At 44.2% G+C, this 25,807-nt stretch carries 24 protein-coding genes; 10 read left to right on the top strand and 14 right to left on the bottom strand.

Going from position 1 to position 25,807, the window contains the following annotated elements; translation table 11 throughout:
• Positions 1 to 357: 357 nt before the first annotated feature.
• The 9 genes from RTS09_RS09325 to RTS09_RS09285 all read right to left on the bottom strand — a co-directional run bounded on the left by RTS09_RS09325 (position 358) and on the right by RTS09_RS09285 (position 13,273).
• A complete protein-coding gene (locus RTS09_RS09325; protein WP_312536384.1) occupies positions 358 to 2,469 on the bottom strand; it encodes a bifunctional 2',3'-cyclic-nucleotide 2'-phosphodiesterase/3'-nucleotidase in 2,112 nt (703 codons plus the stop codon).
• 206 nt (positions 2,470 to 2,675) lie between these two features.
• The gene (locus RTS09_RS09320) at positions 2,676 to 3,770 is read right to left on the bottom strand and encodes an SIP domain-containing protein (RefSeq protein ID WP_312536381.1); all 1,095 of its coding nucleotides are present in this window, start codon (positions 3,768 to 3,770) and stop codon (positions 2,676 to 2,678) included.
• A gap of 77 nt (positions 3,771 to 3,847) precedes the next feature.
• Positions 3,848 to 4,930, bottom strand: a complete 1,083-nt coding sequence (locus RTS09_RS09315) for a TonB-dependent siderophore receptor (RefSeq protein WP_312536378.1) — start codon at positions 4,928 to 4,930, stop codon at positions 3,848 to 3,850.
• Entirely contained in the window at positions 4,927 to 5,208 is a 282-nt protein-coding gene (locus RTS09_RS09310; RefSeq protein WP_312536375.1) for a hypothetical protein, read from the bottom strand. The genes RTS09_RS09315 and RTS09_RS09310 overlap by 4 nt, the downstream gene beginning before the upstream one ends.
• A gap of 137 nt (positions 5,209 to 5,345) precedes the next feature.
• The gene (locus RTS09_RS09305; protein ID WP_312536372.1) at positions 5,346 to 7,040 is read right to left on the bottom strand and encodes a multidrug ABC transporter permease/ATP-binding protein; all 1,695 of its coding nucleotides are present in this window, start codon (positions 7,038 to 7,040) and stop codon (positions 5,346 to 5,348) included.
• Positions 7,041 to 7,135: 95 nt separating this feature from the next.
• Positions 7,136 to 9,382 (bottom strand): TonB-dependent receptor, encoded by a 2,247-nt coding sequence (locus RTS09_RS09300; RefSeq protein WP_312536369.1) that lies wholly within the window; start codon positions 9,380 to 9,382, stop codon positions 7,136 to 7,138.
• A 105-nt stretch (positions 9,383 to 9,487) separates the two neighbouring features.
• Positions 9,488 to 11,563 (bottom strand): Fe(3+)-hydroxamate ABC transporter permease FhuB, encoded by a 2,076-nt coding sequence (fhuB, locus tag RTS09_RS09295; protein WP_312536366.1) that lies wholly within the window; start codon positions 11,561 to 11,563, stop codon positions 9,488 to 9,490.
• Complete coding sequence (locus RTS09_RS09290; RefSeq protein WP_312536364.1) at positions 11,556 to 12,500, bottom strand: ABC transporter substrate-binding protein; 945 nt, start codon at positions 12,498 to 12,500, stop codon at positions 11,556 to 11,558. The genes fhuB and RTS09_RS09290 overlap by 8 nt, the downstream gene beginning before the upstream one ends.
• Complete coding sequence (locus tag RTS09_RS09285) at positions 12,500 to 13,273, bottom strand: ABC transporter ATP-binding protein (RefSeq protein WP_312536362.1); 774 nt, start codon at positions 13,271 to 13,273, stop codon at positions 12,500 to 12,502. The genes RTS09_RS09290 and RTS09_RS09285 overlap by 1 nt, the downstream gene beginning before the upstream one ends.
• Positions 13,274 to 13,444: 171 nt before the next feature.
• On the opposite strand from RTS09_RS09285, the gene RTS09_RS09280 reads away from it, so the two are divergent.
• Positions 13,445 to 14,560 (top strand): hypothetical protein, encoded by a 1,116-nt coding sequence (locus RTS09_RS09280; protein ID WP_312536360.1) that lies wholly within the window; start codon positions 13,445 to 13,447, stop codon positions 14,558 to 14,560.
• Between the two features lie 150 nt (positions 14,561 to 14,710).
• Here the strand turns inward: RTS09_RS09280 and RTS09_RS09275 are convergent, their stop codons facing one another.
• From RTS09_RS09275 to RTS09_RS09265, 3 genes are all read right to left on the bottom strand, one after another.
• A complete protein-coding gene (locus RTS09_RS09275; protein ID WP_007117265.1) occupies positions 14,711 to 15,346 on the bottom strand; it encodes an NAD(P)H-dependent oxidoreductase in 636 nt (211 codons plus the stop codon).
• A 204-nt stretch (positions 15,347 to 15,550) separates the two neighbouring features.
• Positions 15,551 to 15,967: an Ohr family peroxiredoxin gene (locus RTS09_RS09270; RefSeq protein WP_007117263.1), complete on the bottom strand. Its 417-nt coding sequence runs from the start codon at positions 15,965 to 15,967 to the stop codon at positions 15,551 to 15,553.
• A 281-nt stretch (positions 15,968 to 16,248) separates the two neighbouring features.
• The gene (locus RTS09_RS09265) at positions 16,249 to 16,713 is read right to left on the bottom strand and encodes a MarR family winged helix-turn-helix transcriptional regulator (protein WP_312536356.1); all 465 of its coding nucleotides are present in this window, start codon (positions 16,711 to 16,713) and stop codon (positions 16,249 to 16,251) included.
• Between the two features lie 220 nt (positions 16,714 to 16,933).
• Here RTS09_RS09265 and RTS09_RS09260 point away from each other — a divergent pair, with 220 nt between their 5' ends.
• From RTS09_RS09260 to RTS09_RS09220, 9 genes are all read left to right on the top strand, one after another.
• Positions 16,934 to 17,392, top strand: coding sequence for an NfeD family protein (locus RTS09_RS09260; RefSeq protein WP_060994439.1), 459 nt, complete (start codon positions 16,934 to 16,936; stop codon positions 17,390 to 17,392).
• Positions 17,393 to 17,422: 30 nt separating this feature from the next.
• Positions 17,423 to 18,295, top strand: a complete 873-nt coding sequence (locus RTS09_RS09255) for an SPFH domain-containing protein (RefSeq protein ID WP_036603224.1) — start codon at positions 17,423 to 17,425, stop codon at positions 18,293 to 18,295.
• A gap of 121 nt (positions 18,296 to 18,416) precedes the next feature.
• A complete protein-coding gene (locus tag RTS09_RS09250; RefSeq protein WP_099833391.1) occupies positions 18,417 to 18,887 on the top strand; it encodes a flavodoxin family protein in 471 nt (156 codons plus the stop codon).
• A gap of 110 nt (positions 18,888 to 18,997) precedes the next feature.
• The gene (gene trhP / locus RTS09_RS09245) at positions 18,998 to 20,443 is read left to right on the top strand and encodes a prephenate-dependent tRNA uridine(34) hydroxylase TrhP (protein WP_312536352.1); all 1,446 of its coding nucleotides are present in this window, start codon (positions 18,998 to 19,000) and stop codon (positions 20,441 to 20,443) included.
• Between the two features lie 380 nt (positions 20,444 to 20,823).
• Positions 20,824 to 21,081, top strand: a complete 258-nt coding sequence (locus tag RTS09_RS09240; protein WP_248107639.1) for a YfhL family 4Fe-4S dicluster ferredoxin — start codon at positions 20,824 to 20,826, stop codon at positions 21,079 to 21,081.
• Between the two features lie 127 nt (positions 21,082 to 21,208).
• Entirely contained in the window at positions 21,209 to 21,751 is a 543-nt protein-coding gene (locus tag RTS09_RS09235) for a hypothetical protein (RefSeq protein WP_312536345.1), read from the top strand.
• Between the two features lie 89 nt (positions 21,752 to 21,840).
• A complete protein-coding gene (locus RTS09_RS09230; RefSeq protein ID WP_312536342.1) occupies positions 21,841 to 22,416 on the top strand; it encodes a hydrolase in 576 nt (191 codons plus the stop codon).
• 36 nt (positions 22,417 to 22,452) lie between these two features.
• Positions 22,453 to 23,040, top strand: a complete 588-nt coding sequence (locus RTS09_RS09225; protein ID WP_312536339.1) for an HD domain-containing protein — start codon at positions 22,453 to 22,455, stop codon at positions 23,038 to 23,040.
• Between the two features lie 17 nt (positions 23,041 to 23,057).
• Entirely contained in the window at positions 23,058 to 23,582 is a 525-nt protein-coding gene (locus RTS09_RS09220) for a hypothetical protein (RefSeq protein ID WP_312536336.1), read from the top strand.
• Positions 23,583 to 23,664: 82 nt separating this feature from the next.
• Here RTS09_RS09220 and clpX read toward each other — a convergent pair whose 3' ends face one another.
• Entirely contained in the window at positions 23,665 to 24,948 is a 1,284-nt protein-coding gene (gene clpX, locus RTS09_RS09215) for an ATP-dependent protease ATP-binding subunit ClpX (RefSeq protein ID WP_219331839.1), read from the bottom strand.
• Between the two features lie 56 nt (positions 24,949 to 25,004).
• The gene (clpP, locus tag RTS09_RS09210) at positions 25,005 to 25,679 is read right to left on the bottom strand and encodes an ATP-dependent Clp endopeptidase proteolytic subunit ClpP (RefSeq protein ID WP_312536332.1); all 675 of its coding nucleotides are present in this window, start codon (positions 25,677 to 25,679) and stop codon (positions 25,005 to 25,007) included.
• Positions 25,680 to 25,807 lie beyond the last annotated feature (128 nt).

The raw sequence follows: 25,807 nt of genomic DNA, 5'->3' as shown, positions 1-25,807 counted from the left end.
CGCCAATGGTAGTGTGGTTCGCCCATGTGAGAGTAGGTCATCGTCAGCTCCCTATCCCAAATCACCCCCCTTACTGTTGTAAGGGGGGTGTTTTTTGCTTTGTAGTTTCTCAAGATGTTTTATATTTCGTATTGTCGGAGACAGAAAAGCCTGAGACACTACCCTTATGAAAAACGAACAACAAAACACAAGTGTCGTAAAATCCGGTATAAACGTAAGGAGGGTGGCATGTCAAAGCTTGTCCGCTGTACCTTTTGCTGTACCTTTTAAATTAAAGCTTAATAAAATAGAAAAAGAAAAAGTGTGGCAACTACCACACTTTTTTTAACGATAAATAAAATACAAGTTTTTTGGCGATTAGTTTGATAAATCTATCGCATAATCTGCCAAGCCTTTATTTGAACCGTCGTCATTATTTACGACGCTAATATTGGTTAATCCTGCTTTTTGGGCAAAGTCAATTTTGTTTGCACTCGATTTAAAGGTTACAGGACCCGCTGTTTTTACTTTGGCAAACCGCCAGCTACGACTGCTACCATTATTGGTTAATGATAAATTCTTAGCCGCTTTGATGTAGTTAATCAGTACATCACGATTGGCATCAGGGGATTCAACTACATTGGTACTATTGATGCTGTAGTATTCCTTTAGACCTGATGCACGATAGTTATTGGTTGCGATGATAAATGGTGCGTTGTCTTCAATCGGCTTGTCTTTGTAGGTTAAGTTTTGGATACGGCTACCGATAGGTTTAGTCACATCAATTTCATATTGCACATCGGCTGCGGTAAACATATCAAAGTTATACCCAGGAAAAGTGCTGATTAACGATTGTGGTGTGGTAAGGCTTGGGTTTATTTGATTAAAGCGTTTGGCGGAATTCTCTAGCCATTTTTTGATATCACTGCCTTGTATTTTTACTGCAAACACGGTATTTGGATACAGGTATAAATCAGCCGCATTGTTAATGGCGATATTGCCTTGAGCAACATCCGTATAATCTGAACCCCCTGCAAATCCGCTTTTAAATGGGGCACTTACTGATAAGACAGGGATATCTTTATATTGTGGCAAATTGGCGTTAATGTAATCGCTGATATAATTGGCTTGGGCCTGGTTGACCACTTGAATCGCTGACACATCACCCACATCAGCAAAGTAAGAAGTCATTGAGAAATCGGATGTACCGATTGGGGTTTTGACATAATTAATAGTGGCATTATGTTCTGCTTGAATTAATTGAGCCACTCGCGGGTTGGCTGCTACAAAAGTTTTATCAGCATTTTGGATTGTACGCACTTCCACTTTGGTATTGTTTTTATTGACCACCCATTTTTTGCCATCAAAGGTTAGATTCAATTTGATGACCCCTAACCCTTTACCCCAAAAACTTGGCATGACCGCAGGTACGTTGTTTAATAAGCCATTAACTTTATCAATGCCTGCCTGGTCTAAGCGGGTGTCTTTGCTATTAGCATCGGGAAACACTTGGTGTGTGTGTCCCATCAAAATCGCATCAATACCTGCTACTTGCGATAGATGCCAACTGGCGTTTTCCATCGTTGGGCTGTATGGTGAGGTATCAATACCACCATGCGACAAGGCGACAATGACATCTGCACCTTCATTCTTCATTTGTGGCACGTATTTTTCTGCCATTTCTTTCGCACCGGCGGTGGTGACTTTGCCGTCTAGCCATTTTTTGTCCCATTGCATAATACCGGGTGTGGTAAATCCAATGATACCAATTTTTAGCGGTACGGTAACCGTCTTACCCTCTGGTGTGGTTGCCGTAAAAGTTTTGGTAATGATTTTATAAGGCTTAAACAGCGGCTGATTATTGCGAGAACTAATGACATTGGATAAAACCAAGGGGAAGTCAGGTCCTTTACAAGCACTGGCACTTGCGGTTATGCCATCAACATTAAACTGACTGCCTGTAATTTGATTAAGATAGTTCAACCCATAGTTAAATTCATGGTTACCAATCGTACCTGCATCGTATTTTAGGTCATTCATAACCTTATAAATGCCCAAGGTTTCGTCGCATTTGACAGGGTTCACCGTTGCTTGATAGTCACCTAAAGCACTACCTTGAATGGTATCACCGTTATCTAGCAAGATATTATTGGCAGATTCACTACGAGCGTTATCGATAAGCGTTGCGGTTCGCTCAAGCCCAAAACTTTTGTCTTCTGTCAACTTGTAATAATCATAACTCATGATATTATTATGTAAATCTGACGTTTCAAGAATAGTAAAGTTAAGGTTCGTATTGGTAGCGATTTGCTGTGGTTTAGGGTCATTACTATCATTATCATTGTTATCACAAGCAACAAGTGACATGCTTGCTACAATCATGGATGTGGTAAGGCAAATGCGCTTGATTTGCGTATTCTTATAATGATGGTTTTTATAATGATGGTTTTTATAATGATGGGTTTTATAATGATGGGTTTTATAGTTCATGATAGCTCACTAAATTAGGCTCAAATAAGAGCGTTGATAAATTTGTGAAATATCATAGAAAGGTTGCGTGACAAAATGATGAATAGTTAGGGGTTAATAAAATTCACTGCCCTCTGCCTACCGTCAAGTGACACTGCAAACAACCAGTTGTTACGACCAAGTACTCACGTATGCATCTGATTGTCTGCCCAATTCTTGGATAACCCTTAGCTTGCTCGCCAATACACTTTTAGTACGCTATTATCCCGACCTAACTGTAATAACTCATCCAATAGCAAACGCAGTTTTTTCGTTGTTGTGGCTTCAAGCCCACCCCAGATGTGGTCAATTTTGTGAGGATGTTGTTGCAAAAAATTTTGTAGGGTCGTAAAAATCTGCGTATGGGGCAGTTGGTTATCATTCGCCACAATTGGCAACACCGTTGCAGGAGACTGGGCTAAAACGTCTTCTAAATAAGCCAAATCTAGCGGGCTTTGCAAAAAGGTCAGTATAATCGGCGGTATTGTCTGCTCGGTCATTGGCGACTGCTCTAACAGTCTGGCTACGGTCGGTAGTGAGGTTTCATCAGCGATTAATAGACTTTGTCCCTGTGGCTGATTAACACCGAGATGATCGATTTTTTCGGGGAATTCTCGCTCACTGGTAAACACATCGCCTGTTTTTAACGATTTTACCCAGGTTTCGCCAAGACTGATTTCGCCGTTTTTTTCTCCATGACAATAGATATCTATCCAAGCAAGGTTTTGCGTTTCGCCGTTTTCATTCACGGTTTGCCATGCCTTGCGAAGCGTATAATAGCGGTAGGGGCGGGGGTGTTTTTTTAGGTCGGTGTCGGGTAGTTTGACATCAAACAAAAACGCATAACCTGCCGGTAAATTGGATAAATCGCTATCTGTTTGCACTGTCAAACGATACATATGGTGACTAACCGCTTCCACGCTTTGCAGACAAAATTGACGCTGCTTAATATCAATCGTTTTTTTACCTTGTTTGCGGTCACTGCGCTGCAATAAGGCGACATATTGGTCGTTGAATTTTTCAAGGGTTTGGGTCGGCTCACTAAATGCCAAAAGCTGATTGTCTAAGTGCGGCTCATTTTGCGCAAATTGCAAATCCAAGAGCAAGCCTTGTTGATAAATTTGGCGTAAGGTCGCATTTTGCAAGGTTTTTTGCTGAACCTTGGTTAAGTTTAGCAAGCCTAACGCCATGTGTTTCATATCATCGCCGTGGTCTTCGTTGATGTGATCGATGATGTCGGCAATTTCGGGGTCATCAAATAAAGTCAGATTTTCTGGGTGCATAGAATGTAATTTTTGTTAAAGGGCGATAAGGAAAGGACTTGGGGTAACAAGTCCTTTGTTTAGATTTATGAACCTGATTAAAACTTCGCTGTTAAGCTAACACTGGCTTGTCGCTCTGCGCCCATCCAGCAATTGTTGCGGTCATAACAACTACCCACGTAGGTTTTGTCAAACAAGTTACTGACATTCAAGCCCACATCGAACATGCGGTTAATTTGATAACTGCCAGCCAAATCCACCAAGGTCACGCTTGGCAAAGTATCTGAGTTCTCTCTATCAATCTGCATCCCAGCGATGTGTCGCACACCCACTTGCACCGCGGTTTTGGCGTTGGGTTTCATACTTGCCCAAAGTGTGGCGTTGTGCTTGGCAATTTGTTGCGGGGTATTGCCAACCAGTTGGGGGTTAAACTCATCCTTGGTGATTTCGGCATCGACATAACCATAGCCGACACCCACATTTAACCAATCATTGAAACGATGATCGGCAGAAATTTCAAAACCTTTTGATGTGGTTTCACCTGTTTGGGTTTGTTTGGTCCAGTCGATGGCAGTGACCTTGTCATTTTTGCGCGTGATATCGTAGGCAGACAGCGTGGCTTTGGTGGCTTTATCCGCTGAGCTGTATTTTATGCCGACTTCAACTTGATTGGCGGTGGTGGGCTTAAATGCTTCACCTGTAATATAGTTGACGCCCAATAAGGGTTGAAATGACTGAGCGTAGCTGACATACGGGGCAAACCCATTGTCAAGTTGATACAGGGCGGACAATCGCCCGGATGTTTGCTTGGCTTCGTTGACGGTGGTTTTTGTATCGCTACCTGTGGCAGTGGTTTTGGTGGTGCTTTTATAGTCATCGTGGCGTAACCCTGCGACCACAGTGAGCTTGTTCCATTGCATTTCATCTTGTAGATAAACGCCGAATTGACTTTGCTCAATATCATCGGTTTGTTGATAGCCTGTCAAACTAAGGGCAGTTTTGCTAAATAACTCATAATCAGGATCGCTTAAATCGATGATGGGTATGCCATTGTACATGGCGTCTGCGTACTTAGCGGTGCTATCGGTTTTTTGATAGTCCACACCCAATAATAAATTATGCGAGGTATTATCGGTAATCAGATTATAAGCCAATTGGTTATCGGTTGCCCAGTTGGTCATTTTTTCGTCGGTCGTGTAGGCGGTGCGTATAAGCTTGCTGTCTGAGCCTTCTCTTGCTCGATACGAGAATAACTCATGGGGGTTTTTTCGGGGTCAAGGGCGGTCTTGGTAGCGGTGGTGCGGTAAGCGTCACTACGAATGACCAAGGTATCTAATGTGGTTTCAGGTGCTTCTTCGCTATTGGTCGCAACGTCTGCCAACAATTGACTGGTAAAAACATGGCTAATACCCACCGCTAAACTAGCCCGTATTGCTACTGATAAAAAAGATAAACGCATAAGTGACCCCGCCCTAATAAATAATTACAGAAATTTACAGTATGTTAAAAGTAATGAAAATAATAACAATAATTATTCTCATTTGCAATTATATTTAATCCGCTTTTACGAGGTTTTAGGGCAGGTCGTATAGATTCTTAATGCTCACCAATCACTGTAATGGCATCTAGACTGGCTTTTTCGCGTTGCAAACCGGTCAGCTCGCTGAGTTCGCCATTTTTCATCATCAACAATCTATCCGCCTTTTCAAAATAGCTGTCATCATGACTGATAATAAACAGCGTTTTGCCCATTTTTTGCAACATGGGAATAATATGGTGATAAAACACACGGCGATAGGCAGGGTCTTGGTCGGCAGCCCATTCATCAAGCAGTAAAATAGACTTTTCTTCGGCGACAGCAAGCAGCATGGCAAGGCGTTTGCGCTGCCCCTGCGAAAGTTCGGTGGCGCTAAGTTGGTTATCGGTGACGCTGACTTTTTCTTTGATGGCTAAAATATCTAGCCAATTATCGATTAACTCGGCATTGGGCGTATTTTGCGCGCTTCCCATCACAGTTTTAAACAGATAAAAATCGCTATAAATCGCTGAAAATAACTGGCGATAATGGGGGTAATGTTCTGAGGCGACAGGCTGGTTATCGATAAAAATACCGGAATTTTCCGCAAATTTAGGCTGATATAACCCTGTGATGAGCTTGGCAAGTGTGGATTTTCCGCTACCATTGGCGCCAATTAAGAACACCACTTCGCCGCGTTTTAACGTAAAGTTGATATGCTTTAAGCCAAAATTTGCGCTATTGTCATAGTGATAATTTATATTTTTAAAAGTAATGACTTGCCAATTTGGGGTTAAAATTTGGGTATCAAAATCTGGGCTATAGTCGGCAAGCTGTAATGACTGTATTTTTTCCAAGGCAACTTTAGCCGTTTGCACGGTGGGAAATGCCCCAATCGCCATCAGTAAAGGCGACTGGATAAATAATACGGTGAGGGCAAACGTAGTGGCGGTGGCGGTATCTACCCAGTGATAAATATTGGCTAGGGCATAAATCACCCCAATTACGGCAAACATCATAATATTTGACCAGCTTACAGCTGATAGATGAAAAGTATCGGCTTTAACAATATGGCTGAAATAGTCGCTTGCGTGGCGTTGATAATCATTGGTAAATAGACGTTTGGCACGTTCACGATTTAAGGCAAGTTCTTTTCGTCCATCAATCACCGCTTGATAATCTTGATACAGTGCATCATTGATTTCTCGTAATGTGGCTAAATGGGCATACACGTGACCCACGAGTTTACTGCTGATAAAAATGGTCAGCGTAATACACCCCATGACCACAAGCAGCATTGGCAGAGATAAAAACCCCAAATAAACCGCGGTCGCTGTGCAGATAATTACCCCTTGCACCAGCTCAGGCAAGCGTACAAACGCCACAGTAATCGACTGCACATCGGTAGTTAAGCTGGCTAACAGCTTGGCACTACCGATTTTTTCGATTTGGGCGATTGAAGTATCTAAGATACGTTTTATCAGTTGCGAACGTAATTCAAACACAAAGCGATGCCCTAACTTAGTCAAGGCAAGCTGTGACATAAACGTTGTCGCTAATAAACCCATAATCGCTACCAAAAACACCGCTAATATCTGCCAACTGCCTAATAGGGAATTATCAGTGCCGACTGCTGCGATTAAAAAACGGTTAATAAAGGCGATAATAGCGACATTCACCAAGGCATTAAGCAGATTGAGCAAGATGACTTTGATAAAGGCAAAGCGGTGCTGTTGCCAGATAAGGGTCATAAGAGGCATGGTAGTAGGGAGCATGTATTTCCTGTTTAGCTTTTATTTTTTAGTCAGTTTCAAATAAAAATCGGACAAAGCAAGCTTCATCCGATGGCAAACGTTAACAATGGGTAAAATTAAAAATCAAAGGTCGCTGACAGCTTCAATGTGCGTGGCTCACCTAAGGTAAGATAGCCTGCACCGTTGTCACCTGCGGTATTTTCATAACCGCCTACCGATGACCAGTAGTCTTTATCGGTGACGTTAGCAATCACCCCTTTGAGCGTGACTGCTTTACCAGCAAGTTGGGTTTTATATCTTGCGCCCAAATCCACAGTGGTATAGCCATCGACTGTTAGGGTGTTGGCATCATTGGCGTAACGTTTGCCGGTATGAATGACATCGCCTGTTAAGGTTAAGCCATCTACTTGTGGTAAGTCATATTCTAGCCCTAGATTCAACAGGTGTTTTGCCGCACCGATAACTTGCTTCCCTTCAGTGGCATCGCTACCGGTGTCTTTTTGCTCGGTATCAAGGAAGGTCATGCCGCCTAGCACTCGCATATTGGCGGTGGGTTGTCCATATACATTGAGCTCAATGCCTTTATGTTGGTTTTTGCCATGCGCTTCAAAGGTAGTATCAACGGTAGTATAACGCGGCTTGTTGGTTTGAAAAGCGGTGAGACCTGCACCGATAACGCCGCGGTCGTATTTCACGCCGATTTCGCTTTGTTTGGTGACGTACGGTGACATGGCTTGACCTGCATTGGTCAGCTCAGTTGCTACGCCATCGATGGTGGTGATGAGTGGGGCATTTTCGCCTTTGCTGAGGCTTTGCATATAGTTAGCAAAGACTGACCATTCATCGCTAGGGCGATATAATAGGGCAAACGCAGGCGTGGTTTTACTTTCTTTATATTTGCCATTACTGGCTTGGGTGGTGGGGTCAAAACTTTCATCTTCAATGGTTTGGTGTCTTGCCCCCAAGGTCACTTGAAGTTTATCATCCATGAAGGCTAGGGTGTCTGCCAATGCCACACTGGTGAGGGTGGTTTCGCCTGTCTTAGTAGGATGGTCGATATCGCCACCTGCCAACGCCGCTGCTGACCAGCTGGGTTTGGCGTACGAGGTTGGGTGATATAGATTGGTCGTTAGTGTGTTTTGCCAATCAAATTGATAAGGTGCTTTTATCTGTGATTTATAGATATTGCCAGACACTACCCAGTTATGGTTGATTTTGCCTGAGGTCAGTTTGCCACGAATACCGATTTCACCTGTGTTAATGTCGTCTTCACGGGCATTGTCAAAGCGGTAGGTGGTGCCATCGCCATTTAGATTAGTGACCGTCAAGTTAGCGAGCGAGTTCTCTTCTTCGCCATGACGAAAGCCATACGCGCCATACGCAGTCAAATTTGGGCTAAGGTCATATTCAGCCCGTAATGTACCAAACACATCTTTTTCATTTGAATAACTCCACGGTTGCGACCAGTTGCTTTTGGCATCAGCGGCATTGGGTACACGGGTCAAACCTGACAAGGTGACATTGGTGCGTGTTTTTTGCAGTTCGTTATTTTGATAGCCCAAATCTGCCGATAACCGCATGTTATCTTGGCGATAATCTAAGCCCAAACCGACCAAACCCAATTTGGCTTTTTCATCATCGACTGCTGTACCGCCATCTTGATAAGCGACATTGGCACGCACACCGTACGCTTGATTTGCGCCAAACCGTTGTCCCACGTCTAGGGCAATTTTACCATTTTCGGCATTTTCGCTACTGATAGTGACTTTACGAATCGGCGTTTGAGTGGCTCGCTTTGGCAGCAAATTGACTGTGCCCCCTTTATTACTACCCCCGGGTGCCATCCCATTTAGGAAGGTACTAGCGCCACGTTGTACTTCAACCCGCTCAAATAGCTCGCTTGCGATAAATTGACGCGGCATAATACCGTATAAGCCGTTCATCATGGTATCGTCAGAGTTGGTGACAAATCCGCGAATGAGATAAGCTTCTTGAAAATTACCAAAGCCACGAGCCACACGCACTGTTGAATCTTTTTTTAGGATATCCCCAACAGAATCCGCTTGTTTATTTAGAATAAAGTCATTGGTATAGGCCGTGGTCGAAAAAGGCGTTTCCATGGTCGATTGATTACCCAAAATACCGATACGGCTACCGGTGGCGACTTGCCCACCTTGATAGGCGGGCGGCAAACCAGTTTTTGACGCATCCGCACTTGCAGTCACCACGATTTCATCGAGTAGGGTTTCTGTGGCAGCATCCGTGGTATTTGCTTCTTCTGCCATCGCCGCGGTTGATAATAAGCCAACCGTACTTGCTGCCAAAGACGAACGCACGGCTAAAGATAATAGGGATAAACGCATATTCAATCACTCAAAAGACAATAGATAAAACATTTTTGCGAATGATAACAATTATTATTTCTATTTACAATAAGTAATGATAGCGTAACCAAAGAAGTTATGTTTTTAATTTTTCATACCTTTCATCAACCATAAAAAATATAAACCGCCTACGATGGAAGCGATGGTGCCCGCAGGTATTTCATAGGGAAAAATCGCATAACGTCCCACCCAATCAGCAATCAACATCAGTCCTGCGCCCAGTAGCGCTGACAAGGCTAATTGGTGGGGTAACTGCACTGCCCCAAGTGTCTTGGCTAAATGCGGCGTCATCAATCCAATAAAGCTTAGCGGTCCAACCGCCAGTGTCGAAACAGTGCTTAACACTGCTACAAGACTAAAAATCAGTATTTCGCTACGTTTTACTGATACGCCCAAACTGCGAGCCATCGTTTCATCTAGGCTAATCACCCTAAGTGGCTTTAGTAGCAAAAAACTGAGCAAAAATAACACTGTACCAATGACCATTAATGCCCACGCCGTCACAGGATAAGCATGGTATGTTGTACCCGATAGCCAATTAAGCATCGCTTGTAAGCGAGGGTCGCCTGACAGTTTGATTAAAGTTAACATACCACCCATTAATGCAGAAATCGCCACACCCACGAGTAACAAATAACTGGAGGATAGCCGACGAGCAAGCCACAAAACCAACAGTAACACCAAACCCGCACCTAACAGCCCACCCAATAAAGGCAATCCCAATGCCCAAAAAGAATCGGTTGCCAGTCCCAGTGTGCCTAATATTACTGGACTGAACACGAACACCAATACCACCCCCAATGCCGCACCTGAACTGATGCCCATCACTTCAGGACTTGCCATCGGATTTCGAGTCAAGTTTTGTAATAGTACCCCTGCCGTAGCCAGCATCAGACCTGTTGCCATTGCCGATAGCGTACGCGGTAGGCGAAAATTTTCGATAAAACTTGCCTCGGTATGCCACCCAAAACTGCCCATCGCATCAGGGGAAACACCTAATACACCTACCGTCACAAGCAGCAACAACCCTACCGCAACCGCCCAAAAACCGCCACCAAAATATCGGCGTTTGCTGACCAACAGGCTAGGGCTTTGTTCGGCAATCATGGGCTGTTTACTTTGTCGAATGACCAACCAAATAATCAACCCGGCACCTAATATCCCTGTGACCGACCCCACAGGCAGCGTTATGTTAAGTAATGGTTTGAACCAGGGTGACAGCAGCGTCACAATGTTATTAGTGAGCCATAACAACATCGCCCCAAAGGCAAATCCTGCCAGTAATCGTTGTCCAATCGGGCGAATCGCTACTACATTAACGACACTTGCCGCAGCCAAACCGACAAAACTTAAAACGCCCACGCGGCTTACCACGCTTGCCGTGACTACTGCAACAAGGGTTACTACCAGCATACGCACGGCAGCCACAGGTACTCCCAAGGCTTTGGCTTGGCGTTCATCAAGGCTCATGATGGTTAAAGGTTTGACCAAAAACAACAAGATAACGGGCAAGATTAGGCTTATTAGCACAAAAAACTGGCTGTTTTGCCAACTGGTTTGGGTTAAGTTACCGCTTTCCCATGCCATAACGCCCATTACCCTTTCTGAGAAAAAAATCATCAACAGTGAGGATATAGCAGAAAACAAAATATTGACCACCAAACCACCCAAAATGAGCACCACAGGATTCATACGACTGTTGGCAGCAATTGCAAACACCAAGCCCATACTCAGCAATGCGCCAACAAATGCCACCCAAAAGCTACCATACAAGCCAAAACTGGGAAAAAACAGCGTCACAATTAATAAAGCCAATTGTGCCCCTGTCCCTACCGCAAGCGTACTATCTGAAGCAAGGGTATTTTTGACCAATTGCTGTAGCAAGACACTGACTACGCCCAGTAATCCCCCAGCAAATATCGCCACTAACATAGTCGGCAAAATTTGTAACTGCGCCACCATTTGCGCTAAGGTTAGCGACTGTGAACGGGCAAATAATAACCCCAAGGCATCATGCCAAGTGGTTTTAAGGACTAAAGCCGTGGTCATTAAAACCAGCGACAATAAGCCACTAAAAAGCCAAAGGGCAGGGGCATTCAAGGGTTTGATAATTCGCTGATTATCTCGCTGGTTCTGTTGTAGCCTAGTTGTATTACCCATGAGTCTTGCCCCCTAACCAATGAGCCTGATTTAATCGCTCGCCAAATACCACCATAGAAGACACGCCGCCATACAGCCAAATCGGCGGTAAGACTGCCATACAGCGGCTATTGTTAGCCCTTGCGCCATAGCCTAGCCGCTGCCACAGCAAATTTTTGGCTAATTCTTGACGTAGCATAGGGCTAAACGGCTCAACCACTACCAAACAGGTATCATCATCAAGTTTTGCCAAATCACTCAATGCCAGCGAATTAAATCCCCAAAGATTGCCTTTACCCATCTGATCTTCAAGGGTAATCAAATTCAACCCCATCACCTCAAATGTCGGTCGAAACAAGCTATTGTTGGTATAAATCCGCAAATTATTGCTATCGGCAAACTGCACCACCGCAATTTTTTTGATGTGGGGATGCTTTTGGCGAAATGTCGCACCAAGCTCGCCAAGCTGTTTTTTTGACTGCATTAAAAATTGCTGAGCGCGTTGCGGCTGATGAATAATTTCACCCAGCTGAAGAGTCGGTTCAGCATAGTCCTGCCAAGTCGCTATCGCGTTTTTTGACATAAAACTCACCGACTTATGGGGTGTGTTGCCGTAAGCAGGCCTTAGATGGGCATAAAAATCATTATCAATAATCACAATATTGTTAGAAGGTGAGGTGAGTTGGGCAAGCCGTTCAAAGTTTGGGGTAAATCGCTCCCCAATATCGATAATATCACTTGGCAGCGAGGGCGTACCCACCCATTCACGGTAGCTTTTGGTATCGCCTGTGGCAATCGGTGGATAGCCTAGGGCGGTGAGGGTCGAAGCCACCGCCCAATCAGGGGTGATGACTTTGACGCTGTGAGCCTCTGCGGGCGGTGCTTCAAGCTTTAAAGCTCCCTGAGGCTGGCAAGCTGTCAAAAAAAACCAAACAATCAGCAAGCAAAAAGCTCTCATCACACCACCGCCACTTTATTACCGGTGACTGGGTGACTTAATAAATGCAAATTGATACCAAAAATCTGGTCAAGCACTTGCGGTTGCATGGTACTGGCGATATCACCCACATGACAAAGCTTGCCATTTTTTAACGCAATAAACTCATCACAAAACTGTGCCGCAAGATTAATATCGTGAATAATAATCACAATCGCCTTGTTTTTCTGCCGTGCCAAATCACGGATGAGACGCAGTATTTCAACTTGATAGACGATATCGAGCGGGGCAAGTGGTTCATCAAGTAGCAAATAAGGCGTATCTTGGGCGATACACATGGCAAGCCACGCCCTTGCGCGCTCCCCTCCGGATAGCGTTGCCACTGATTGCTCGGCAAACGGCGTGACTTGGGTCAGCGCCATTGCTTCGCGCACCTTAATATGGTCTTGTGGCGTAGGCTTTTGTAGCCATTTTTGATAAGGGTATCGCCCTAACATCACCAGTTCGGCAACGGTAAATTGACTGGCATCAGGCAATTTTTGCGGTAAATAGGCGACTTGTTGGGCGAAGGTTTTTGGCGGTAAATCAAAGATTGATTTGTCAGCAAAATCCTGTAATAAAATCTGTCCGCTAGTGGGGGTGGTTTCCCCTGCCAAAGCTTTAATCAATGTCGATTTGCCCGAACCGTTATGCCCAATTAAGGCATAGATTTTTCCCTTGTCAATGGTGACATTGATGTTGTGTAAAAGGGTTTTTTGTTGGCGCATGACGGTAAGCGATTGGGTGGTTAGCATGAGTTGACCCGGGTCAAAGTTTTAAAATAGCAAATCATAGCATTGATGATAATAATTATCATTAATTTTTATAAATAAGAATTAATATCATTTAAGATATTGATAACGATTATCATTCACACTATAATACAGCGATTTCAAAAGTTTCCCTAAACATACAGCGCTATAACTATGTCTATCCAACGTCACGCTAACTTTAGTCCAGCCCATTTCTCAAACGATATTAGCGCCATAGTCGATAAAAAGTCGGGCACGTTGGCACTGATTGGTGTATTGAGCTTACATGGTATCGTAGCGATTAGCTTGGCAAATATGGCAACGCCTGATATCAAACCGCCCAACGTCACGCCACCGTTAGAAATTAGCTTTATCGCGCCACCACCTGCGGCAGACAAGCCTGAAGAGATGACGGTAACAGCCGAGCAACAACCGATAAAACAACTACCCAAACCCGTCGAAAAGCCAACAGAAAAGCCCATAGAAAAAATAGCAGAAAAACCAGAAGAAAAGCCGATAGAAAAACCCATCAGCAAGCCTATCGAGAAAACAGTCGAAAAACCGATGGCTAAAAAACCTGTAGAACAACCGATTAAACCGTTACCCGAACCGTCGAAACCAGCAGAAAAACCGATCGTCAAGCCGCCACAAGTTGACCAAGACATTGTCATGGCAAGGCAACTAGCCCTCGCCAATGAACGAGCCGAACAAGCGCAAAAACAACAACTTGAACACCAGCAAGCACTCGCCAGACAGCAAGACTTAGAGCGGCAACAAGAATTGGAACGGCAACAAGAATTGGAACGCCAACAAGCGCTTGCACGGCAAAAAGCGTTGGAAAACCAATTAATTGAACAACAAGAGCGTGAGCGCAAACAAGCAGAAATGGATCGTCAAAAAGCGCTAGCTGATGCCAAAGCCAGACAAGCGGATGAAGCTAGGGCGAAAGCCGAAAAGGCAAAACAACAACAAGCCGATAAGGATAAAGAAGCCGAGCAAGCGCAAAATAATGCACCTGTAAGCTTCTCGGCAGGGCAAGCAAGTTGGCGACGGCAACCTAGTTTTAGCTGTCATAGTGAAGACCTGGAAAACGGCGCATTAACAGCGATTATTCGCTATACGGTGGACAAACAAGGCAATCCAGCCAGCATCACTTTAGCCAAATCGACTGGCAATGCCAGAGTCGATAGACAACTGTCTATGCAGGCTAAGAGCGGCAAATTTAACCCCTTTACCAAAAATGGCGTACCGGTGGTGGGTATTGTCAATCTACCGGTTCGCTGCCAATAACTATGATTATTAAAAAAATCCGTTTTTCATAAAGCTTATCCCCGTACAAATTGCTTTAACCAATATCACTTGCCCATTGTAGATATAAAAAACCCTCTAAATAAGCTATTTAGAGGGTTTTTATTAGAGATTTTTTTGCTAGCTAATGAATTAGTTGTATTCAATAACAAAATCTTCTGTGGCTACGCGTACTTTTGCCATAGGCGCAATCCAATCACGTGCTGGATCTGAAACACCCACGTACATGATTACGATGCTTTTTAGCCCCAATTTCTCTAAACCTAATACCTCGTCAATCAGCTTAGGATCAAAGCCCTCGGCAGGGCAACTATCTACTTTAAGCTCTGCTGCTTGAGCCAACGCAAGTCCTAAGCCAATGTAAGCTTGGCGAGCGATATGTTCAAAATTTTCGTCTGCGCTTTTTTTGGCCACACTTGCTTTGAGCATGGAAGTATAGCTATCAAAACGCCCTCTAGGTAAGCCACGCTCATCTGTGGTCATATCATATACGGTATCAATTTTTTCGGCGCTATAATCCTGCCAACCTGCAAAAACAAGCACGTGAGAACATTCTTTCATGCAGTCAGGATTGAGCGCACCGGCGACTAGCTGCGCTTTGATGGCTTGGTTTTTTACCACGATAACTTTAAATGGTTGCAATCCCGATGAAGTGGGCGCCAGTCGAGCGGCTTCGATGATTTTGTCGATATTTTCTTGACTCACACTTTGGTTTGGATCAAAGGCTTTGACGGCATGGCGCCATTGTAAATTTTCAATCAGTGACATGAAATATTCCTAATATAGTAGTGATAAAGTAATCTAGTGATAAAGATTATTGCCCAAGTTTTTCAAGCTCGATTTTGCCAATTTTATCATTGGCTTTTAGATAGCTTGGATGGTTTTCAACTTGTTCAACAAAACGGTAAATGTGCCCAAATGAGTCTTTGACATTTGAGCACGCCGCTTGCAATGGAAATTATGTTAAATTGATTATGCCACTACTTGGGTATGCAGACGTACGTCAACATTGCCACGCACCGCATTGGAATACGGGCAGACTTTGTCCGTCGTTTCCACCAAGTCTTTCGCTTGTTCTTCGCTGACGCCGCTAAGTTCAATATACAAATCGATGTCAAGCGCATAACCGCCTTGGGTATTCATGCCAAGCCCAACCACTGCTGAGGTTTTTGAGCTGACGCCTTCTAGCTTCATACGCTGTGCTACATGAGTCAACGCATTGTCAAAACAAGCCGCATAACCCATGGCAAATAATTTTTCTGGGTTGACGCCTGTGCTATTTTGCTCAGGGGATTGTAAATCAAAGCCCAGTGAACCATCTTCTAGTGCAACGTGACCTGAGCGGCCGCCTGTTGAGGTAGCAGTTGGGGTTTTATAAAAAATTTTCATAAGAGTACCTTTTTTTGAATAATTAACTTGCGTGAATAAATGAAAAAATCGGCGATAGGCGTTATAACATTCGCCACAGTATTTAGGTTTTAATGTTTAGTTTGAAACAATTATATTTTACACAATATAATTTTCAGTGCCTAGACAAGGTAATAAAATTCTCACACGCTGCATACAAACTAATAACAAATGACTAAAAATGCTAAATCTAACGATACCCTAACAAGACGCATGATAATAGATAAGACGTAGGCACATAGCGCTTAAGGCTAAAAATTTGTTTAATGGTTTTTGGGTGATAGATTGTAGGTACACACCTCTGTATGAGTCGGGCAGAGTTTCTGTGCTAGTCGTTGTAGCAGATCTATGGCTTCATCATCTAATTGCATGGCAGCTAACATAGCACTAGGAATGGACGCAGCTTGAACTTTTAGGGCATCCCCTTTGGCAGTGAGCGATATCTGTACCACCCGTTCGTCTTGCGTGGCACGCTCACGATGCACGAAGCCTTTGGCTTCAAGTCTTTTAAGTAAAGGGGTCAGGGTGCCGGTATCAAGGTCTAAAAAATCGCCCAATGTGCCGACAGTTTGTGGACTTTTTTCCCATAGCACCAGCATGACAAGGTACTGTGGATAGGTCAAATCCAAGGTTTTTAGCAGGGGGCGATAGTGGTTAATGATACTTTTTGACAGTGAATAAATGGGAAAACATAACTGGTTGCTCAGTTTGAGGGCATCAAGGCTCATCGTATTTTTTGGGACTCTAGAGATGAAAGGGTCATTGACCACTATAGGAAAAAACGCATCTTTGTGCAATCATTAACCACAGTTAGCGGTCTGCGAGGTCAAGCAGTTGATAGCCGATAGTGCATAATGTGACAAAGATAGCGGGTTAAATGACGGCATTTGTTTTTAAATTCATAATCTTGCATAATGGGTTTGGTATACTAAAAATCAAGGTGGGGATATGCTAATTGAGCCTTGGCACTGGCTAATTTTGGGGTTAGTGCTGATTATTCTTGAACTATTCTTGACCAGTTTTGTGAGTTTATCGATTGGTGTGGCGGCGATTGTGGTAGCCGCTTTGTCATGGCTATTACCGTTTAGCTGGTTTTTTTGGCTGATGGTATGGCTGATACTGTCGGTGATTTTTACTATCATTGGTTTTAAATTTATCAAGCCGTATATGCAAAATCGTACCACAGCAGGATTGGGTTCGGGGGTTATCATCGGGGAAACAGGCATGATTGTTCAAAGTCCGCAAGCAGATAAATTGGGCAAGATTCGTTTTAGTGTGCCAATTTTTGGGGCGGATGAGTGGGTGTGTCGTAGCCATCAAAGCGCACCGCTAGCGGTTGGCGATAGAGCCATTGTGGTGGATGTCATTGGAAATGAGTTGCTTGTAGAATCCACCAAGCATCAATAGGCATTAATAAGCATCAATAAAGGAATTGTCATGGAAGCGTTGAGCGGTATTGGTATTTTTCTGGTCGCCTTTGTGCTATTTACCCTTTATAAAGGGGTAAAAATCGTACCACAAGGGTTTAAATGGATTGTACAGCGTTTGGGAAAATACCATCAAACCTTAGAGCCTGGGTTGAATTTTATCATTCCTTATGTCGATAACGTGGCATATAAAGTAACCACCAAAGACATAGTGCTAGATATTCCCTCGCAAGAGGTAATCACCCGTGATAACGTTGTGATTATCGCCAATGCGGTGGCGTATATCAATATCGTGCATCCAGAGCGCGCTGTATATGGTATTGAGAATTACGAGCAAGGCATCCGTAATTTGGTACAAACCTCACTGCGTTCTATCATTGGTGATATGGATTTTGACAGTGCGTTATCATCGCGTGACCAAATCAAAGCCGCGCTAAAAATGTCAATTTCTGATGATATTGCCGATTGGGGAATTACCCTAAAAACCGTGGAAATCCAAGACATTAGCCCATCACCTACCATGCAAATGGCGATGGAAGAACAGGCGGCTGCGGAGCGTCAACGCCGTGCTACGGTGACCAAAGCGGATGGGCAACGCCAAGCGGCGATTGCAGAAGCTGATGGACGTCTTGAGGCGTCACGGCGTGATGCCGAAGCGCAAGTGGTACTGGCGCGAGGCAGTGAGCAGTCAATTCGCTTGATCAGTGAAGCGGTGGGCGAGCGCGAGATTCCGCTGCTATATCTACTAGGTGAGCAGTACATCAAAGCCATGACTGATATGTCAAAATCACCCAATGCCAAAACCGTGGTACTGCCTGCTGATATCTTAAATACGGTGCGCGGTATGATGGGGGAAGTGGGCGATAAAATCCACCGTCCTTGATATTTGGCGTGACTCACCTGCTGACTTAAAACGCTGACTGAAACCGCTGACTAAAACCGCATCACCTTGCGGTTTTTTATTCGCCAAAATTGGTTAATCATGACATTTTAGGATGTACAGTATGCGTGAAATGAAAAATTTACTATTGGTATTACATACGCCATCAGATAATACCCAGCGATTAGCAGAAGTTGCAAAATCCGCCACACAGCTAGCGGATATTGATAACGTCACTGTGATTGTTAAAACACCATTACAAACCCAAGTAGAAGATGTATTAAAAGCGGATGCCATTATCATTGGCACGACCGAAAATTTTGGTTATATGGCGGGGCTGACCAAGGATTTTTTTGAGCGAATTTATTACCCTGTGCTAGAGCAAAAACAAGGACTGCCTGTGGCATGTTATATCCGTGCGGGGCTCGACGGTACAGGTAGCAAACGCGCGGTAGAGAGTATCGTCACAGGATTGCGTTGGCGCTGGATACAACCGCCTTTAGTATTAAAAGGTGAATGGTCAGGCGCATTTGATGAGCAAGTCGCTGAGCTTACCATGGCAGTCTGTGCGGGTTTATCATTGAATATTTTATAACCGCTTTATCATGATTTCCGAGTAAATTACTCAAGTTTTTTTCCGCGTGATTAGCAAATTTGTTATAATATCAACAATTTCACATTGTATGACACGCTGTAAGGATAGTTATGACCCGTAAGCCTGAACTTTTATGCCCTGCTGGCACTTTTCGTAATATGCAATATGCGTTTGCCTATGGCGCAGATGCCGTCTATGCGGGACAAGCACGTTATAGCTTGCGGGTGCGCAATAATGATTTTGATGAGGAAAATCTTGCCAAAGGGATTGCCTACGCCCATTCACTGGGCAAGCAGTTTTATGTCGTGGTCAATATCCAAGCGCATAATGCCAAGCTTAAAACTTTTATCGAAGACATCCGCCCTGTGATTGAGATGAAACCCGATGCGCTGATTATGTCAGATGCTGGGATGATTATGATGGTGCGTGAAGCCTTTCCAGAGCAGGTAATTCACCTATCAGTGCAGGCGAACGCGGTGAACTGGGCAACGGTCAAGTTTTGGAAACAAATGGGCGTCAGCCGCGTGATTTTGAGTCGCGAGTTGTCACTCAAAGAAATCGAACAAATCATTGCTGAAGTGCCTGATATGGAAATTGAGGTGTTTGTGCATGGGGCACTTTGTATGGCGTATTCGGGTCGTTGCTTGCTCTCTGGGTATATCAATAAACGCGATGCCAACCAAGGCACTTGTACCAATGCCTGTCGCTGGTCATACAACACCTATAAAGCAGAAGAAAACGAAACGGGCGATATCGTGCCAACACAGCCTACCAGCCAGCCTATTACCCAACCTATCAATAGCCCCGAAGTTTTTGTGCCTACTCAAGCCACGCAAGAAGATGCTATTCAAACTATCAATCTAAATGGTGATGTGGTGATGGGCGATGACTATGTACAGCAGCCATCGGATGAAGTGGTACTGATTGAAGAACAAGGTCGCCCAGGCGAATTGATGGCGATGTTTGAAGATGAACATGGCACTTATATTATGAATTCTAAAGACTTACGTGCCGTTGAGCTAGTCCCTGAGCTGACCCATATGGGCGTACACTCACTCAAAATCGAAGGCCGTACCAAGTCGCATTATTACGTGGCACGCACCGCGCAAGTGTACCGCCAAGCGATTGATGATGCCGCCGCTGGCAAACCATTTGATACAGGCTTAATCACCGCACTCGATGGGCTCGCCAATCGCGGCTATACCGAAGGTTTTTTACGTCGCCACGTGCATAGTGATTACCAAAACTATGAATATGGGTCATCAAAAACCGATCATCAGCAGTTTGTTGCCGAGATTAGCGACATTACTCCAACGCGCTTAACCTTGGTAATTAAGAACAAATTAATGGTAGGTGATACCATCGAAATCATGACGCCACAGGGTAATTTGAGCTACCCACTCAAAGAAATGTGGAATAAACAAGGTGAGCCGATTGATGGCGCTTTAGGCTCTGGCTGGGTGTGTCAAATCGCCAATCCGTTTAAAGAGATGCAAGATGATGTGTTGCAATTTGCATTAATCATGAAAAGCGTCAGTGAGCCAATTTTTACCTAAGGTAGCGTTGTCGCGGTATCAGGCGGGATTTTAAAGCCATTGAGACGACTTTGGCGGGAATTTAGCGGACAACTTTCGGTTCGTTAACGGTAAAGCAATTCACACTCGCGACAGCTGCCATGAGATTTTACACGGCTTATGGCAATCTCGAGACTGGCAGTCTCAACCGCTATTGCCTGACCGTGTTCGCTATCACTTTTTCTCACTCACCGAATGTATGATCACTTTGTATTATAAGCATTAACCGATGGCAGATGTCAGGCAGGAGTTATGGATGCAAGATGACAATGTATGGCATATGAGGTATGGCATTTGAGTGCGGTGTCCCTCATTAATTGCTCAAGGTGTTAATTGCTAAAGGTAAAAACAGACTACAAGACATGGCACTAAAAATCACTTCCGACTGTATCAATTGCGACATTTGTGAGCCTGAATGCCCAAATGAAGCCATTAGCTATGACAATAAAGTACAAAAAACTTACGTCATCAATCCTGACTTGTGCACCGAATGCATCGGGTTCTATGATGAGCCAACCTGCGATAAAGTCTGTCCGATTGACTGCATCATCAAAGACGATGAGCGCCCTGAAACGCCCGAACAGCTGCTTGCAAAATATAAGCAAATTTGGCAAAAATAATACTAACAAAAAGTTGCGGTAAATGTTGCCAAAACATTTTACTATAAGTTAATCAATTTTTTTTTGAAGTGATTACTGGCATTTTTTATCAAAAACAACATTCAAAGTGACATTTAAAGTGACATTCATGTTTAAAAAAAATAACAAAGTGACTGACCCTGAAGCACAACAATCGAAGCGCTCAGCACAGCCTCGCAAACAAAAAAACAAAGCTAAAAAGCGTCACGTTGTCGCGAAACTCATTGGCGTCGGTGTGACAGCCACAGCGGCAACGGGCGTAACTGCTGTCCTAGGCAGTTATGGCGCATGGCAATATGCCAAGCAGCAATATAGGGCGCGCCGTTTATATACCCCTGCATTTAGCGGGGTTGTCACTAATCAGCATTTTAAAGGCAAGGTGCACAAGGTCGGTGAGTATTTGACCTTTGTCACCGATGGCGCTACCTATGCACTCAATGACCCATTACTGCGTATCCAATCGCTGTATCAGTCCAATAAAACGCCTACTGACAACCAAGCCAGTCATCAAACCAAACTTATGGATCAGGTGCATTGTGATGACGTCACCATTGTTGCAGAACTCAGTGAAAAAGGACATTATGGTTATTTAGGGCATTTGGACTATCAGTTAACCGTGGTTGACACCGCAGATGATGCCATGAATTTTTAATGGCGTTTTTTAATAGAGTATAGTATCGCATTTGTGACATACGAATGATTGTAATCACCCAAGTTGAACCATCATCAAAGGAGCTGAAGATGACAACAAAATTTATCCCAAAACCCTATCGTATCGAGCGCAATGACTGCCAAGCCATGCTGATTGATATACAAGAAAAACTTGCGCCCCATATTGCCGAACATCAAAAATTACTCAAAAAAACAGCGATTTTGATTCAAGGTCTACAAGCGCTCAATATTCCCATTATGGTTAATGAGCAATATCCCAAAGGACTTGGGCATACTTTGCCAGAGTTGACGCAGTTGCTATCTGAAAAAAATACGCCAGTGTTTGAAAAAACAACCTTTAGTGCCTGTGATACGCCAACCTCTTGGCATCATATCGCCCAGCAAAATCGCAACAATGTGATTTTATTTGGCACAGAAACCCATGTTTGTGTCATGCAGACGGCGTTAGACTTACTCGATAATGGTATGCAGCCCATCATTATCACCGATGCCGTGGGCTCGCGAGACCTGTATGACCGTAAAATTGCGATTCGTCGTATGCGCCGTGCCGGTGCGGTCGTCACCACCACCGAAGCGATTTTATTTGAGCTGTGTCGTAGCTCAGAAGACCCCGCGTTTAAGACGATTTCAGCGCTAGTCAAGTGAATACGACTTAGACCCTGCATGATTAAGAGGTATCTGATGCAACCGCTTATTGATTATCTGTTGGCATTGGATGCCTTAAAATCAGTCAACCGCCGCAACTATACCACTCAACTGTCTAAAGACACGCCACGACGTCTTGAAAACTCAGCCGAGCATTCATGGCATTTGGCGATGGCGTGTTGGGCAGTCGCGCAGCATTTCAACCTGCAGGTCAATCATGAAAAACTGCTCAAACTGGCACTGGTTCATGACTTGGGCGAAATTGAGGCGGGTGACACGTTCTTATACGCTGATAAACGCTCGCAGGCGCATATTGATGAGCGCATTGGTGTAGAAAAACTGGCAGCGATGACTGGCAACCCCGTTCCAGAGTTGTTAACGCTGTGGGATGAGCAAGAAACAGGTGATAGTGTTGAAAGCAAACTACTTAAAGTGGTAGATAGGCTATTGCCTTTTATGCTCAATACGGTGACAGATGGCGGTGCGTGGACAGACCATCAGGTCAAGCGCTCCCAAGTCGGAGCCGCCCAAGCATTTATCAGCGAGGATTTTCCCGAGATTCACGACTGGATAACCGGGCAAATTGCCATTGCGGTACAACAGGGTTGGTTGATTGAAGATTAAATGCTGCAGGTAGTCATATGATTAAAAAATTAGCGATTGCTTTAGGATTGGTTTTAGGTCTTATGGGTATTACCCATGCAGAAGTTTACAAGCTAGACCCAAAATCAACCCAATGCTATCTTTTTAGCCACGATAAATTACAGCAAAAACTCGCTTGCAATATGACAGCCACCGCTGCCACGGACAAAGTTTGGTGGACGAAGCGAAATTTTAAGCTAGCCAATGGCAAAACTATCAAAACATTTGCCAAAGACACCAACCGTAAATACTTATCCAAAACCGATAAAATTTTGATGCCTTTTACTTCAGAGCTAGACAGGGGTGATGACCAAATTAGTATTGCCACCATTAACAATCAACCTGCAATTCGTCAAAACCGCTGGCTAAAAGATTACCGTGTGATGAACTGGGAAGAGTTTTGGGGCAATCATAATCAATTATTGCCTAATCAAATGGCAGACAGGTTGGCGTGTTTACAATTAGAGGATAAGTCCTTCGAGATTTGCACGCCTTACAACCACAATGATTTTCGTACCGATTAAGCCAAATAAAAAACTAAGCCAAATAAAAAACGTGCCACTTAGGCACGTTTTTTTAACTCGCTATTTTTAAAATCACTAATAGTTAAACAATCTCTGGCGATTGGTTATTATCAATCACTGCCTCATTGACAGTGACGGTTTTGCCGGGGGTCATCGAGGGTAATTCATACATGGTATCGAGCAGCGCATTTTCAACAATGGAGCGTAGACCACGCGCGCCGGTACGACGCTTTAGGGCTTGTTTGGCAATCGCCACTAGCGCATCATCGGTAAACGATAACGTCGCATTTTCCATTTCAAACAAGTATTCGTATTGTTTGACTAGCGCATTTTTTGGCTCGGTTAAGATTTGTACCAATGCTTCTTCATCCAGTTCTTCCAGTGTTGCAACCACAGGCAGACGACCAATTAACTCCGGAATCAGACCAAATTTAATCAAATCTTCTGGCTCCACTTGCTTGAACAATTCACCGGTTTTTTTGCCGCTGTCTTTGGCTTTTACCTCAGCGTTAAAACCGATACCGGTTTTTTCGGTACGCTGTTGAATGACATTGTCGAGACCGGCAAAAGCACCGCCACAAATCACCAAGATATTACTGGTGTCGACTTGAATCATCTCTTGGTTTGGGTGCTTACGACCGCCTTGCGGTGGAATATTGGCAACCGTACCTTCAATCAGTTTCAACAGCGCTTGCTGTACGCCTTCACCCGACACATCACGGGTAATCGAAGGGTTTTCGCTTTTACGGCTGATTTTATCAATTTCATCGATATAAATAATGCCTTTTTGCGCTCTCTCGACATCAAACTCTGCCGCTTGTAACAGTTTTTGTACGATGTTTTCCACGTCTTCACCGACATAACCTGCTTCGGTCAAGGTAGTGGCATCGGCGAGCGCAAATGGGACATCAAGTAGGCGTGCCAGGGTCTGCGCCAGTAAGGTTTTGCCCGAGCCCGTTGGACCAATCAGCAAAATATTACTTTTTGATAGCTCAACCATCGCATCTTCAGCGCCAAGTGTCGTCAGCGCCTTATCTTCACTCAGCTTTTCACTGACCTTTAAGCGTTTGTAATGGTTGTAAACCGCTACTGCCAAAGTTTTTTTGGCTTTATCTTGACCGATGACATACTCATCTAAGTGGCTGCGGATTTCTTTGGGCGTTGGCAATTTGCGCGCTGCCCAGTTTTCACGCTCATTGGTATCACTACCGTCGCTGCCCGATGACTTTGATTCGGCGATTAAATCATCGCACAGTTCAATACACTCATTACAGATATTGGCGTCTTGACCTGCAATTAGCTTTTTGACTTCGTGTTTGGCTTTACCACAAAACGAGCAGTGTGGCTCAATGTCATTTTTTGACATAAAAAAACGCTCCTAAAATTATGCTTGTTTTAATTGCTTTGTGATTGTGTAACCTATTAAGCAATGCTTGGACGTTTTTCTAATACTTCATCGATCAGACCGTATTCTTTGGCTTCTTGGGCGTCTAGCCAATAGTCACGCTCGACATCACGGGCGATTTTCTCAAGTGGCTGACCGGTACGTTCTGCCAAGATTTTATTTAAGCGTTCACGGATTTTTAGGATTTCACGCGCATTGATTTCAATATCGGTCGCTTGACCTTGTGCACCACCTGACGGTTGGTGAATCATCACACGGGCATTGGTTAAGGCGTAGCGTTTACCTTTTTCACCCGCTGCCAGTAGGAATGAACCCATGCTATAAGCACCGCCCATACAAATCGTTGACACTTGTGGCTGGATAAAGTTCATGGTGTCAAACACCGCAAGACCCGCACTCACAGAGCCACCTGGTGAATTGATGTACAAGTTAATGTCTTTTTCTGGATTTTCCGCTTCTAGGAACAACAACTGGGCGACAATTAAATTCGCCATGTGGTCTTCAACTTGACCGGCTAAGAACACCACACGCTCACGCAATAGGCGTGAATAGATGTCAAATGAGCGCTCACCGCGAGCCGATTGCTCGACCACCATAGGTACTAAAGCACTTTGTGGTGACAACACGTCACGGGTTACAGTATTTTGGATTTGACTCGTCGCGAAAGGCGAGTCCAAGAATTTTTCTAACATGTTATTGTCCTTTTTAAATATGCAAAAGCCCTTATTGTTTATAAGGGCAATTGGCATAAAAACAAGTTACTAAGCTGACTAAAAATACATTCTTAAACGCCTAGGCTTAAATGCCTAAGAATGGATTA

This window comes from Moraxella sp. CTOTU47618, assembly GCF_032017425.1.
Taxonomy (GTDB): Bacteria; Pseudomonadota; Gammaproteobacteria; order Pseudomonadales; family Moraxellaceae; genus Faucicola; species Faucicola tetraodonis.
The sequence above is the reverse complement of the archived record's forward strand: the minus strand, read 5'-3'. Positions and strand labels throughout refer to the sequence as shown.

What these genes read in the sequence shown, in the direction of transcription:
- trhP (WP_312536352.1), top strand. Translation starts at nt 18,998, where the DNA reads ATGACCCGTAAGCCTGAACTTTTATGCCCTGCTGGCACTTTTCGTAAT.
- RTS09_RS09250 (WP_099833391.1), top strand. Translation starts at nt 18,417, where the DNA reads ATGCGTGAAATGAAAAATTTACTATTGGTATTACATACGCCATCAGAT.
- RTS09_RS09280 (WP_312536360.1), top strand. Translation starts at nt 13,445, where the DNA reads ATGTCTATCCAACGTCACGCTAACTTTAGTCCAGCCCATTTCTCAAAC.
- RTS09_RS09325 (WP_312536384.1), bottom strand. Translation starts at nt 2,469, where the DNA reads ATGAACTATAAAACCCATCATTATAAAACCCATCATTATAAAAACCAT.
- RTS09_RS09220 (WP_312536336.1), top strand. Translation starts at nt 23,058, where the DNA reads ATGATTAAAAAATTAGCGATTGCTTTAGGATTGGTTTTAGGTCTTATG.
- RTS09_RS09270 (WP_007117263.1), bottom strand. Translation starts at nt 15,967, where the DNA reads ATGAAAATTTTTTATAAAACCCCAACTGCTACCTCAACAGGCGGCCGC.
- RTS09_RS09285 (WP_312536362.1), bottom strand. Translation starts at nt 13,273, where the DNA reads ATGCTAACCACCCAATCGCTTACCGTCATGCGCCAACAAAAAACCCTT.
- RTS09_RS09320 (WP_312536381.1), bottom strand. Translation starts at nt 3,770, where the DNA reads ATGCACCCAGAAAATCTGACTTTATTTGATGACCCCGAAATTGCCGAC.
- RTS09_RS09315 (WP_312536378.1), bottom strand. Translation starts at nt 4,930, where the DNA reads ATGACCAACTGGGCAACCGATAACCAATTGGCTTATAATCTGATTACC.
- RTS09_RS09240 (WP_248107639.1), top strand. Translation starts at nt 20,824, where the DNA reads ATGGCACTAAAAATCACTTCCGACTGTATCAATTGCGACATTTGTGAG.
- RTS09_RS09225 (WP_312536339.1), top strand. Translation starts at nt 22,453, where the DNA reads ATGCAACCGCTTATTGATTATCTGTTGGCATTGGATGCCTTAAAATCA.
- clpP (WP_312536332.1), bottom strand. Translation starts at nt 25,679, where the DNA reads ATGTTAGAAAAATTCTTGGACTCGCCTTTCGCGACGAGTCAAATCCAA.
- RTS09_RS09275 (WP_007117265.1), bottom strand. Translation starts at nt 15,346, where the DNA reads ATGTCACTGATTGAAAATTTACAATGGCGCCATGCCGTCAAAGCCTTT.
- RTS09_RS09310 (WP_312536375.1), bottom strand. Translation starts at nt 5,208, where the DNA reads ATGCGTTTATCTTTTTTATCAGTAGCAATACGGGCTAGTTTAGCGGTG.
- RTS09_RS09265 (WP_312536356.1), bottom strand. Translation starts at nt 16,713, where the DNA reads ATGAGCCTTGATGCCCTCAAACTGAGCAACCAGTTATGTTTTCCCATT.
- RTS09_RS09300 (WP_312536369.1), bottom strand. Translation starts at nt 9,382, where the DNA reads ATGCGTTTATCCCTATTATCTTTAGCCGTGCGTTCGTCTTTGGCAGCA.
- RTS09_RS09230 (WP_312536342.1), top strand. Translation starts at nt 21,841, where the DNA reads ATGACAACAAAATTTATCCCAAAACCCTATCGTATCGAGCGCAATGAC.
- RTS09_RS09290 (WP_312536364.1), bottom strand. Translation starts at nt 12,500, where the DNA reads ATGAGAGCTTTTTGCTTGCTGATTGTTTGGTTTTTTTTGACAGCTTGC.
- RTS09_RS09260 (WP_060994439.1), top strand. Translation starts at nt 16,934, where the DNA reads ATGCTAATTGAGCCTTGGCACTGGCTAATTTTGGGGTTAGTGCTGATT.
- fhuB (WP_312536366.1), bottom strand. Translation starts at nt 11,563, where the DNA reads ATGGGTAATACAACTAGGCTACAACAGAACCAGCGAGATAATCAGCGA.
- RTS09_RS09305 (WP_312536372.1), bottom strand. Translation starts at nt 7,040, where the DNA reads ATGCTCCCTACTACCATGCCTCTTATGACCCTTATCTGGCAACAGCAC.
- RTS09_RS09235 (WP_312536345.1), top strand. Translation starts at nt 21,209, where the DNA reads ATGTTTAAAAAAAATAACAAAGTGACTGACCCTGAAGCACAACAATCG.
- clpX (WP_219331839.1), bottom strand. Translation starts at nt 24,948, where the DNA reads ATGTCAAAAAATGACATTGAGCCACACTGCTCGTTTTGTGGTAAAGCC.
- RTS09_RS09255 (WP_036603224.1), top strand. Translation starts at nt 17,423, where the DNA reads ATGGAAGCGTTGAGCGGTATTGGTATTTTTCTGGTCGCCTTTGTGCTA.